Annotated in this window: 13 protein-coding genes; 10 read left to right on the forward strand and 3 right to left on the reverse strand. The window is 40.3% G+C overall.

Features of this window, described 5'->3' with window-relative positions:
* Positions 1-70 precede the first annotated feature (70 nt).
* The 5 genes from AOLE_RS16615 to AOLE_RS16635 all read left to right on the forward strand — a co-directional run bounded on the left by AOLE_RS16615 (position 71) and on the right by AOLE_RS16635 (position 4,061).
* Positions 71-859 (forward strand): crotonase/enoyl-CoA hydratase family protein, encoded by a 789-nt coding sequence (locus tag AOLE_RS16615; RefSeq protein WP_013198939.1) that lies wholly within the window; start codon positions 71-73, stop codon positions 857-859.
* A 12-nt stretch (positions 860-871) separates the two neighbouring features.
* Positions 872-1,741 carry an NAD(P)-dependent oxidoreductase gene (locus AOLE_RS16620; RefSeq protein ID WP_013198940.1) on the forward strand — a complete coding sequence of 290 codons (870 nt, stop codon included), beginning with the start codon at positions 872-874 and terminating at the stop codon, positions 1,739-1,741.
* A 13-nt stretch (positions 1,742-1,754) separates the two neighbouring features.
* A complete protein-coding gene (locus tag AOLE_RS16625; RefSeq protein ID WP_013198941.1) occupies positions 1,755-2,549 on the forward strand; it encodes a hydroxypyruvate isomerase family protein in 795 nt (264 codons plus the stop codon).
* 81 nt (positions 2,550-2,630) lie between these two features.
* Entirely contained in the window at positions 2,631-3,032 is a 402-nt protein-coding gene (gene rsfS / locus AOLE_RS16630; protein ID WP_004794586.1) for a ribosome silencing factor, read from the forward strand.
* A gap of 207 nt (positions 3,033-3,239) precedes the next feature.
* Complete coding sequence (locus tag AOLE_RS16635; protein WP_013198942.1) at positions 3,240-4,061, forward strand: SDR family NAD(P)-dependent oxidoreductase; 822 nt, start codon at positions 3,240-3,242, stop codon at positions 4,059-4,061.
* Positions 4,062-4,124: 63 nt separating this feature from the next.
* On the opposite strand, the gene AOLE_RS16640 is transcribed toward AOLE_RS16635, so the two are convergent.
* From AOLE_RS16640 to AOLE_RS16650, 3 genes are read right to left on the reverse strand one after another with little or no spacing between them, the layout of a single operon-like run.
* Positions 4,125-5,579 carry an NAD(P)(+) transhydrogenase (Re/Si-specific) subunit beta gene (locus AOLE_RS16640; protein ID WP_004794591.1) on the reverse strand — a complete coding sequence of 485 codons (1,455 nt, stop codon included), beginning with the start codon at positions 5,577-5,579 and terminating at the stop codon, positions 4,125-4,127.
* A 12-nt stretch (positions 5,580-5,591) separates the two neighbouring features.
* The gene (locus tag AOLE_RS16645) at positions 5,592-5,906 is read right to left on the reverse strand and encodes a proton-translocating transhydrogenase family protein (RefSeq protein WP_003654992.1); all 315 of its coding nucleotides are present in this window, start codon (positions 5,904-5,906) and stop codon (positions 5,592-5,594) included.
* Between the two features lie 11 nt (positions 5,907-5,917).
* Positions 5,918-7,045, reverse strand: a complete 1,128-nt coding sequence (locus AOLE_RS16650; RefSeq protein ID WP_004794594.1) for a Re/Si-specific NAD(P)(+) transhydrogenase subunit alpha — start codon at positions 7,043-7,045, stop codon at positions 5,918-5,920.
* Between the two features lie 238 nt (positions 7,046-7,283).
* Between AOLE_RS16650 and AOLE_RS16655 the strand changes: the two genes are divergently transcribed.
* From AOLE_RS16655 to AOLE_RS16675, 5 genes are all read left to right on the forward strand, one after another.
* A complete protein-coding gene (locus AOLE_RS16655; protein ID WP_013198943.1) occupies positions 7,284-8,210 on the forward strand; it encodes a DMT family transporter in 927 nt (308 codons plus the stop codon).
* Positions 8,211-8,277: 67 nt separating this feature from the next.
* Entirely contained in the window at positions 8,278-8,685 is a 408-nt protein-coding gene (locus AOLE_RS16660) for a RidA family protein (protein WP_013198944.1), read from the forward strand.
* Between the two features lie 18 nt (positions 8,686-8,703).
* Entirely contained in the window at positions 8,704-9,894 is a 1,191-nt protein-coding gene (locus tag AOLE_RS16665) for an MFS transporter (protein WP_013198945.1), read from the forward strand.
* A 141-nt stretch (positions 9,895-10,035) separates the two neighbouring features.
* Positions 10,036-11,040, forward strand: coding sequence for a tRNA dihydrouridine(20/20a) synthase DusA (gene dusA, locus AOLE_RS16670; RefSeq protein ID WP_013198946.1), 1,005 nt, complete (start codon positions 10,036-10,038; stop codon positions 11,038-11,040).
* A 334-nt stretch (positions 11,041-11,374) separates the two neighbouring features.
* Positions 11,375-11,893 (forward strand): hypothetical protein, encoded by a 519-nt coding sequence (locus AOLE_RS16675; protein WP_005302354.1) that lies wholly within the window; start codon positions 11,375-11,377, stop codon positions 11,891-11,893.
* Positions 11,894-11,912: the final 19 nt, after the last annotated feature.

Below are 11,912 nucleotides of genomic sequence, written 5' to 3' on the forward strand. Positions count from 1 at the left end.
GGACTGTCATGTTTCCAAATTACAGCCATGTTATGCTCCGTTCATCTATAAAAAAAGAAGCGGGAATCTCATGGCACTCTTACGTATTGAAAAAAATAATGGCATTGCAACGGTATATTTAAACCGTCCAGACAAACGCAATGCGATGAGTTTTGCCTTATTAAAAGAGTTAGTTTCAACTGCAAAAGCAATTAAAAAGGATAGAGATATTCGCTGTGTTATTTTGACAGGTGAAGGGAATGTGTTTAGTGCTGGAATTGATTTATCCGACCTAAACAATCCGAAAAACTCTGCTTTTGCCATTTGGGAACTTGTAAAACCCGGACAAAGCCTTTTTCAAAAAGCATTTCTGACTTGGCAGAATTTACCTGTACCAGTTATTGCTGCATTAGAAGGATATTGCTTCGGTGCGGGGATGCAACTTGCCTTGGCTTCCGACATTCGAATTTCTCACCCAGAAACAAAAATGTCGATTATGGAAAGCCGTTGGGGTTTAGTCCCTGATATGGGGCTTACTCGCTCGTTAAAAGGCTTAATTAGCGTTGACCTTGCAAAAGAACTCACCTTAACTGCTCGTGTTTTTGACGGGAATTATGCAAAAGAAATCGGTCTTGTGACTCATTTAAGTGACTCACCTCTAGAGAAAGCACATGAGATTGCAGCTGAAATGTTGCAGCGCTCACCTGATGCCCTCACAGCGGCAAAACGTGTACTTGATGCAATGGAGCATCAACCAGAAAAATCATTGCGTCTAGAAAAAATCTGGCAACTTAAATTATTACTTGGTAAAAATAGCAAACTTGCTCGTAAAAAAGACAAACATCCGGAAGTTAATTTTTTACCACGCCAATATAAATAAAGAGCTTAGATTATGAATTTTGATCGTAATACCCCTATTGCTTTTTTAGGTATGGGGCTTATGGGAAGTCGGATGGCAACCCGCCTTATTCAAGCCGGCTTTCAAGTTTCGGTTTGGAATCGAACCTTTTCTGCCTGTGAAGAACTGATTGATATCGGCGCCCTACCTTTAGAACTTTCAAATATTGGTGACTATCCTATTATTTTAATCTGTCTAGCAGATGATAAAGCCGTAGAGGCAGTATTTGAAAAAATTCAGCCTAACTTAAAAGCTGAGCAAGTTATTGTGGATTTCTCAAGCTTATCTGTTGCTGCAACAAAAACACTTGCTCAAGCAGCTGCCACACATGACGTTATTTGGATTGATTCACCTGTATCAGGTGGAACAGCAGGAGCAGAACAAGGCACACTTGTGATTTTTGCAGGCGGTAATGCTCAAACGATTACAGAACTAACGCCTGTTTATAATGTTCTATCTCAACGTGTAACTCGAATGGGCGATACAGGAACTGGCCAAGCTACCAAAATTTGTAATCAACTGATTGTTGCAGCCAACAGCGCCCTTATTGCTGAAGCTGTCGCGCTTGCAGACCGAGCTGGTGTAGATACGACTTTACTCGCTCCAGCTTTAGCAGGCGGATTTGCGGACTCTAAACCTTTTCAAATTCTAACTCCACGTATGGCAACTCATACCTTTGAGCCAGTTCAGTGGAAAGTTCAAACATTATCTAAGGATCTTAATAATGCAGTAACATTGGCTAACAATGTTAATTTAGACATCCCAGTTGCACAAAAAGCTCTATTACAGCTACAAACTCACCAAAAAAATGGCTTTGCTGAGAAAGATTTAGCTACTATGATTCAATTAGTAGAGCAAAAATAAACGGAGTTTGAGTATGGGTCGTCTTGCAGTCAATTTATCCATGATTTTTACCGAAGTTCCTTTAATTGAACGCTTCGCTCTAGCCCATGCACAGGGCTTTGAACATGTCGAAATTCAATTCCCTTATGAATTGACTATTGCAGATATTCAAACTCAACTCGAACGCTATAATCTGAGTCTCTGTCTAATCAATGTGCCGGCGGGTGACCTTATGCAAGGCGGAAACGGTTTAGCAGGCATTCCCGGCCAAGAAATAGCTTTCCATGAAGCATTAGAATTAGCCATTAGCTATGCCACAGCATTAAAGGTTCCTCGTGTTAATATTTTAGCGGGTAAACAACCGCTCGATGCGGACTTACTTCCTTGTTTAAAAACCTTAGCAGCTAATTTAAAACTTGCGTGCAACTTACTCAGTGAACACGATATAGAACCCATTTTTGAAATGATTAACGGTACAGATATGCCCCGCTTTTTAGTACAAAATATTGCGCAGGCACAAGAAATGCTAGAAGCGGTCAACGACCCTACTCTAAAAATGCAATATGACTGCTATCATATGGCAATGATGGGCGAAGACGTTCTTGAGGGTTTACAAGAGAATATTAACTCAATTGGACACATTCAATTTGCGGACTGTCCGGGCCGTCATGAGCCAGATACAGCTGAAATTCCTTATGAACAAATTTTTTCTTGGTTAAAACAAAGTTCTTATCAAAACTATATTGCAGCAGAATATAAGCCTGAAAATACTTCAAATCAGTCATTTACATGGAAGAAAAAGTATTTTTCGGATGATGTAAATATATAAACTGTTACGAGTTTTGTTTGAAATTTAGCGCGAAAACCACTATATTAGATAGTGAGTAATTGTCAGGAAAATATACCCTATATGAATTTAGAACCATCGCCCAGCGTGTCTAATTCTCACGATTTCGCAATGAATACCTCAAATAAAGACGTACAAACTTGTCTCAAAGTCGTCCACGACGCTTTAGTTGATGTAAAAGCAAAAGATATTCTCCAGTTAGATGTTAGCTCAATTAGCAATGTCGCTGATGCTATTGTAATTGCGAGCGGTACTTCTACTCGCCATGTGAAAGCACTTGCAGACAATGTTGCAGAAGAAGCTCGAAAAGCCGGTTTCCGCCCGATTGGCGTTGAAGGTGAACGAGATGCAGAATGGATCTTAATTGATCTCGGCTTTGTTGTAGTACATGTGATGCTACCAACAGCTCGTAAATTTTATGATTTAGAAAGCTTATGGCGTACCGCTCCAGAGTCGGTTGCTTAAAATTTTGCTTTTAAAAAAAGCGGCTCTTTTGAGCCGCTTTTTTATTTACTAAACAAAGATTTTAACCATTTCAAATATCCCATCACCTCCCCCACAAACACCAATCATCACTTACAACCAAATTTGACATGACAAATTGTCAGATTTAAAGCACTATATATTTTCTGAAAGTTCTCACCAATAAATAGCATAACCGGAGTACAGAAAGTGAAGATATTAATTACAGGCGCCAATACGGGCATTGGCTTTGCCACAGCAGAACAACTCGTTAAACAAGGGCAACATGTCATTCTAGCGTGCCGAAATCCACAAAAAGCCCAAGATGCGCAGAACAAACTACTTTCACTTAATCAAGGCCAAGTCGATTTAGTTTCCCTCGACTTAAACAGCCTTGAGTTAACCCAAAAAGCAGCAGATGAAATTGCTGATCGCTATGGCAGCCTTGACGTACTCATTAATAATGCAGGCTTATTTGCCAAAACCAAACAATTGACCCATGAAGGCTTTGAACAACAATTTGGGGTTAACTATTTAGGTCATTTTTTACTTACTCAAAAATTACTTCCAGTTTTAAAACAATCTCCAAAAGCTCGTATTATTCATCTTGCATCTATTGCTCACTGGGTGGGCTCAATTAAACCCAACAAGTTTCGTGCAGAAGGTTTTTACAATCCCCTGTTCTATTATGGGCAATCGAAGCTTGCAAATTTATTATTCAGCAATGCATTAGCAGAACAGCTATCTGGAAGTACAATTACTAATAATGCATTACACCCCGGCGGTGTTGCTTCCGATATTTATCGTGACTTACCAAAACCGGTTTATGCAGCCATGAAATTAGGATTAGTGCCAACCTCAGTTCCAGCAAATCTCATTACAGAAATGGCAACTGGAGATGCATGGCAAAACCGTAATGGCGAATATGTCAGCGCACATATGCCAGACTGGAAATCATCACATGCCAAAAATCAGCAACTGGCACGCGACCTCTATCAACAATCTCTAAACCTCGTAGAAAAATTTCTTTAAACAAATAAGCCAAATAAAAAAAGCCACCCGAAGGTGGCTTTTACAATCCTGATTGGGGTCAGATTAGTGACCACCACCATTGATTGCTTTTGTCATATCTTCAACAACTTTTTTAGCATCACCAAAGATCATCATTGTTTTTTCGTTATAGAACAAATCGTTGTCTAGACCAGCATAACCTGTTGCCATGGAACGCTTAATCACCATGATTGTACGCGCTTTATGAGCTTCAAGAATCGGCATACCATAAATCGGCGAGCTTGGATCATCTTTCGCAGCAGGATTTACAACGTCGTTTGCACCAATTACAAGTACTACGTCTGTTGCAGGGAAGTCTGAGTTAATCTCATCCATTTCCAAGATATCTTCATACGCCACGTCTGCTTCTGCAAGCAATACGTTCATGTGACCAGGCATACGACCAGCAACAGGATGGATTGCGAAACGAACGCGAACACCTTGCTCTTTTAGAATTTCACACAATTCTTTTACAGCATTTTGTGCACGACCTTGCGCCATACCATAACCAGGTACAATTACAACACTGTCAGCATTTGACATCAAGAAGCCAGCATCATCAGCAGAACCAGAACGATGGTTACGTTGAACTTGCTCACCTTTGGCAGCAGTAGCAACCGCTGCACCGCCCATTGCACCACCAAACAATACATTGATGATCGAACGGTTCATTGCTTTACACATGATGTACGACAGAATCGCACCAGATGAACCTACGAGAGAACCCGCAACGATCAACATGTTGTTTTCAAGTGTAAAACCAATACCTGCCGCAGCCCAACCAGAGAATGAGTTAAGAAGCGATACTACTACAGGCATATCACCACCACCGACCGGTGCAATCCATACCCAGCCAAATGCAAGCGCAAGAGCTGTCATTGCCCAGAAAGCAGTCATGTTGCCAGTCGTGAAGAAGTAAAATCCACAAGCCAACATCGCAATAAAGATAAGCGCTTGAACAGGTTTAACCCATGCACCAGAAATTGTTTTAGCCCATTTTTTCGCAGCCAATTTACCGTACGCAAACACAGATGCAGTAAAGGTAATCGCACCAACGAAACAACCAACAAACAATTCAAATAAGTGAACTTTGCTCATGTGCACATGTTGCACACCAGCTGCCGTTAAAGCTGCTTCATTTTGTGCAAACAATTCAGTTAATTGGTTGTTATGTAAAATTGCAGCAATTGCAATTAAAACAGCTGCCAAACCAACCAAAGAGTGCATAAGTGCAACAGTTTCCGGCATTTGCGTCATTGGTACAGTACGAGCACGTGCAATACCTACGATTGCACCAAGCACCATTGCACCAACAATCATCCAGATCACTGGGTTATTCGCAACAAAGAAAGTCGTTACAACTGCAATCGCCATCGCGATCATACCGTAACGGTTACCTTGAATTGCTGTTTTAGGGCCAGACAAGCCACGAAGCGTCAAGATAAAGAGAATTGCACCTACAAGGTACAACCAGTTCGCATTTGCTTGAATAAATTCCATATCAAAGCCCTCTTATTTCTTTTGCTTAGGCTTGAACATTTCCAGCATGCGTGCAGTTACTGCAAAGCCACCGAAAATATTAATGCTTGCCAAAAATACTGCAATCGCACCAAGTACGCTCACCACATTTACACTTTGAAATGCAACGTTAGCATCTACACCCAAAATAGGTAGACCCACAGTTTGCAACATCGCACCCACTACAATAATAGATGACAATGCATTGGTTACAGCCATAAGCGGCGTATGTAAAGCTGGTGTAACACCCCAAACTACGTAATAACCTACGAAGATGGCAAGGACGAAAATTGTAATAGTTTCAACCATGAGAAATCTCCTTAACCACGCTTAAGCAGTACTTGACCGCCATGAGTGACCAATAGGGCTTTTTGGATTTCGTCTTCTTGATTAATCGCAAAGTTTTTCTCTTTGTCGAATAAAGTCTCTACGAAATTAAAAACGTTACGTGCATATAGCGCTGAAGCTTCTGTCGCTACAGTTGCCGGAATATTTGGGATACCCAAAATTTTCACGCCATTTTCTGTAAAAACAGTCTCGCCCACTTTAGAGCCTTCAACGTTACCGCCAGTTTCAACAGCCATATCTAAAATGACAGAACCCGGTTTCATCTTGGCAACAGTTTCAGCCTTAATCAGACGTGGTGCATCACGACCCGGCAAGAGCGCAGTAGTAATCACGATGTCAGCGTTAGAAACAGCCTTATCAACAATCGCAGCTTGGTCTTTGATGTATTGCTCACCTGGCATCCATCCATAACCATTTTTAGCGGCATCCGCTGCACGTTGTTGTTCTTCTTCAGACATTGGTACGTCTAACCACTTACCACCCAAAGATTCAACCTGATCTTTTGCTGTAGGACGTAAATCGGTCGCCTCAACAATTGCGCCTAAACGCTTTGCGGTTGCAATTGCCTGAAGACCTGCAACGCCCACACCCATAATCACAACACGAGCAGGTTTTACAGTACCAGCAGCAGTCATAAGCATTGGGAACATGCGCTGATATTCAGCAGCAGCAAGCAAAACTGATTTATAACCAGAAAGGTTTGCCTGAGAAGACAATACGTCCATATTCTGCGCACGAGAAAGCGTACGAGGAAGCAATTCCAGAGCAAAAGCAGAAACTTGCTGATTCGCAAACTGATCTAGCTCGGTATTACGATAAGGATCAAACATTGCTACAACAGCAGTATTTGCTGCAAGTTTTTGAATTTCCCCGCCTTGTGGCGCGCGAACTTTCAAAATAATTTGACTACCCGTATAGGCATCATCCGTAATGGTTGCACCGACCTGTTCATAAGCACTGTCAATGTACGCGGCCTTTACACCAGCACCACGTTCAATCACAACGCTATGACCAGCGCTAATCAACTTCTTTACTGTCTCTGGCGTAGCAGCTACACGATTTTCACCGACGACAGTTTCGGTTGGGATTCCGATCTGCATGAGCGTTCCTCAAGCTAATTTCTCATTGTCAAAAACATTGCAAGCTGCAATGTTTCCCCCATGTGTATTCTTTGTACAGAATTTGGATTCTAATTGAACTTTTTTAAAATACCACCCACTATTTATTTAATAAATACCCATATTTTGAACTGATGATTCACGAAATTTGATTTGAGGTGTAACATAGGAAAATTTTTCTTTTTTTATAGACAATAGTCTCTCTTATACAGTCTTGTATATGAAAATTTCGTTTTCTTCGTTTCAAATCGGGTCTTTTTTTGCTCTTTGCTCTGCTTTTCTATTCAGTACCAAAGCAATCTTTATTAAACAGACTTATGCCCTTTCTCCATTAGTAGATGCCACAGTCCTGATGGCTTTACGCATGTTAAGCGCTTTACCGTTCTTTCTACTTATTTGTTGGTTTAACAGGCATCATAATCAGGGCATAAAAAAGAAGGATTGGCTAATTTTAATTTTTGCCGGTCTATTAGGCTACTACTTTGCTAGTTGGCTCGATTTTATGGGGCTCATGTTTATTAGTGCCTCTCTAGAACGAATTATTCTATTTTTATATCCCACCCTTACAGTCATCGTCTCAAGCTTACTCTACAAACAAAAATTAGATGTAAAAAGTTTATTTGCCATTTTTCTTAGTTATGGTGGAACCGTGCTGGTCATGCTTCAAGAGCACAACAACGCACCAATTCAGGGCAACTTCTGGCTAGGTACAAGTTTAGTATTTGCAAGTGCCGTAGCTTTTGCAGGCTATTTATTACTAACCCCACCATTAATTAAGAAATTTGGTTCTTGGAATTTCACAGGCTTAGCCTTAACTGTGGCTTGTATCGGTACATTAACGCACTATGCACTCAGCACACCTCACCCGATTCAACTTCTATTACAGCTACCCTCTAGTGTGATTTGGTACGGCATTGGCTTAGGCTTTTTAGTTACTGTGTTACCCACCGTTATGCTCATGCAAAGCATTGAACGATTAGGCGCCTCTCAATCTGCAATGATTGCTTCAATTGGACCAGTTTTAACGATTTTACTTGCCGTTGCTTTTTTAAATGAACGTTTAAATATGTGGCAATGGGTCGGTTGCCTTCTCAATATTATTGGTGTGATGATGATTACACTCAGAAAGAAAAGGCTAAAACATTAAATTCTCTTGACCTCAACTTAAGTTGAGGTTGGATACTCATCTAAATTTTAATGAACAGTTGAGTTCCATGAATAAAGAAACTTTTAAAGTCATAAATCCATCAACTTTATATGACCCTACCCCAAATGCTTATAGTCATGTGGCTGTAGTAGAAAATTTTAAAAAGATTATTCATATTGCAGGTCAAGGAGGCGAAAACTCAAAAGGTGAATTAAGCCCAAATTTTGAAGAACAAGTTATCCAAGCCATTAATAACATTCAACATGCTTTAAAAGCCGCCAATGCAGAGCTTAGTAACATTGCAGTGTTAAGAGTTTTAGTTGTTGACCACTCAGATGAAAAACACCAAATTTTGATTAAAATTATGCAGAATTTATGGAAAAATCATCCTTTTCCAGCCTGTACACTCATTCCCGTACCACGCCTTGCACTAGAGCATATGCTCATTGAAGTCGAAGCAACCGCATACACCTAATAAAATCGAGAGAACATCATGTCTACCCCTGAAGATATCAGTCAGAATAAACCTTTGCTTTGGTTGATGGCAGCAGCATGTGGCTTATGTGCAGGTGTGAATTACTATTGTCAGCCGCTAATTCACTCGATTCAACAAGAGTTTGCTGTAACTCAAGCACAAGCAGCATTAACCGTGACATTTGCTCAGGTGTCTTATGCCCTCGGTTTACTCTTTATTGTTCCAATGGGTGACATCGTTAATAAAGCTAAGGCCATTCCATTTTTAATGGTGCTTTGTGCAATTGGCCTATTTACTTCTGCTTTTGCTGTGAATTTGCCTATGCTATGGATTGGTACAATTTTAGCGGGCTTGTTTTCTGTTGCAGCTCAAGTACTTATTCCTCTTGCCACAATGACTGTAAAACCCGAGAAAACTGGCGAAATCATTGGTTTTTTAATGAGTGGTTTATTGGTCGGAATTTTACTTTCTACCAGTCTGGCAGGCTTATTTTCTAATCTTTTCCACTGGAAAGTGGTTTATGTGGTAAGTGGAGTATTAATGCTTCTGCTGGCTTTTACCTTAAAAAGCCGCTTACCTTATGTCTTACGTATGAAAATGAACTATGGGCAAATCTTTGTTTCCATGGCTCAACTTTTACAGCAGGAAAAGCGATTATTATTAAGAGCACTTACAGGTGCTTTCGCCTTTGCAGCAGTAAGTATCTTATATTCCACTATCGCATTACTCCTTACCTCAGCACATCATTTACCTGATCTATTTATCGGACTAGTGCCTTTAGTGGGTATCTTCGGTGCTTTATCAACACGTTACATTGGTAAATATGCAGATCAAGGCCATACTGGCTTACTGACATGGATGGGCTGCGGGCTGTTCTTAGCAAGTTGGGTTTGTTTCTACTTCGGACAAACTCTACTTTCTAGTTATGTTATTGGTTTTGCTTTAATTCAATTAGCACTCGCGCTCGTACACACCAGTAACCAAAGTATTATTTTCCGTTTACGACCAGATGCAAAGTCTCGTATTAATGCCATTTATATGACGACTTACTTTATTGGCGGTGCAGGCGGTTCGGCATTAGGAATTTTTGCATGGAACCGTGGTGGATGGACCATGACTTGCCTTGCAGGTATTGGGTTAGTTGTTCTTTGTATTTTATTTAGCACGTTCGATACGATCTTACAAAAAAAGAAAATGGTTTCCCAATAAGGTAACTTGTTATAAATCATCTTCCTATATTCAACACAAGGGTGGTTATAAATTACTCGGTTAAATGCCTCTGTCGATTCAAGCATAAACCTCGTATAATGCTGCCCTTTCATTAATTTAGCGACTTTTGGGCTATTGGTTATGCAATCACTTCAATCGTTACAACCTCGTATTTCTGTCGCACCCATGATGGACTGGACTACAAAGGATTATCGATTCTTTGCACGCTTGTTTAACCCAAATGTTGTGCTCTACACAGAAATGGTGACCACAGGTGCGATTCTTTTTGGCGATGCAAAACGTCATTTGGACTACAGCGCACAAGAACACCCTATCGTATTGCAACTTGGCGGCTCAAATCCGCAAGAGCTTGCGACCTGCACAAAAATGGCCGAAGACTGGGGTTACGATGAAGTTAACCTCAATGTAGGCTGCCCAAGTGATCGTGTACAGAATAATAAAATCGGCGCATGTTTAATGGCAGAACCAGACTTGGTTGCCGAATGCATTCATACCATGCAAAAGGCAGTAAAGATTCCTGTAACAGTGAAACACCGTATTGGTATCGATGACATGCAATCTTACGAAGAGATGCTTCATTTCGTAGATACTGTTGCGGCAACAGGTTGTACTTACTTCGTTGTACATGCTCGTATCGCTATTTTGAAAGGTCTATCTCCGAAAGAAAACCGTGAAGTTCCACCTTTGCGCTATGAAGATGTTTATCGTTTAAAACAAGAGCGTCCACATCTCACCATTGAAATTAATGGCGGAATTAAAACGTTTGCTGAAACTCAAGCACATTTACAGCATGTTGATGGTGTCATGATTGGTCGTGAAGCCTACCACAATCCTTACTTACTCGCGGAAATGGGTCAGCTTTGGAATTTAGAAGCACCAGATCGATTCGATATTATGGAACAAATGCTGCCTTATATTGAACAACGTATGGCTGAAGGTGCTCCTCTTTCAATCATTACGCGTCATATCTTAGGTCTATTCCAAAACTTGCCAGGTGCTCGAAAGTGGCGCCAAGCGCTAAGTGGCGGAAATGCAAAAACTTTAGGTGATGTAGAACAGGCTATTAGCAACATGCAAGCAGCTCTAGTTCGTACCGAGGAATATTTAAAAGAGCAGCAAGCTTAAGTCTGTGAGCGCTTCTTAAATTGTAAGAAAATGTGGCATTTTAAATCAGAGACTTAGATTTTGAGTATATTCGCAAATGTTGAAGCAAAATATTCAAATTTAAGCTCTGGTTAATTATTTATTTATAATGATATCAATAATTTAAATTTCACTATTTTTAATCACTCTTTTGATGAGCATCTTTTTACTCCCAAGCAGGTACCTCTGGAAAAAAGATACGTTATTACATAACATAAACAAAACTTTTAAGGTACGCCGATTAGTATCTCTGAACGCCACAGGTAGGTGGTGATTTTTTTAATATGGATATGAGTAGCACGGTAGAGATTTCACGATGATTATTTATGACGGACAAGTAGCTGATAATTACATGTATCAGGATTCAAATCAGGCAGCCATTGTTGTATCCCACAGCACCCCAAGCCTTCCTTATCCTTTCACCATGAAACCCAATAATCATCAAACAGAAACTTCCAGTACTCCCGCTATAGATATTGATAAATTTGTAGAAAAATTAGAAAGTGTTACCTCTAGACGCAGTAAAGCTCGTTGCGCACGCAGTATCCGCCTTGCACTAGAATCTGCTGGTGCCAATGTCGAAAATCACCCAATCGCAGCTTCAGATTGGGGAGATACCTTAAAAAAGATTGGCTATAAAGAAATTAATCCAGCCTTTGATGAACCACAAGAAGGTGACATCTATATCATTCACAGAACCCGCAACCATGTTTATGGACATATTGCTGGATATACAGGAAGTGAATGGGTTTCTGACTTCAAACAAAATAGTTATGATGTCTATAAAGATGATAGCGTAACCTATACTTATTACCGATTAGGGCAAGCTACTTAAGAACTAAATGTTGAATCAT

Origin of the sequence: Acinetobacter oleivorans DR1 (genome assembly GCF_000196795.1) — a bacterium.
GTDB lineage: Bacteria > Pseudomonadota > Gammaproteobacteria > Pseudomonadales > Moraxellaceae > Acinetobacter > Acinetobacter oleivorans.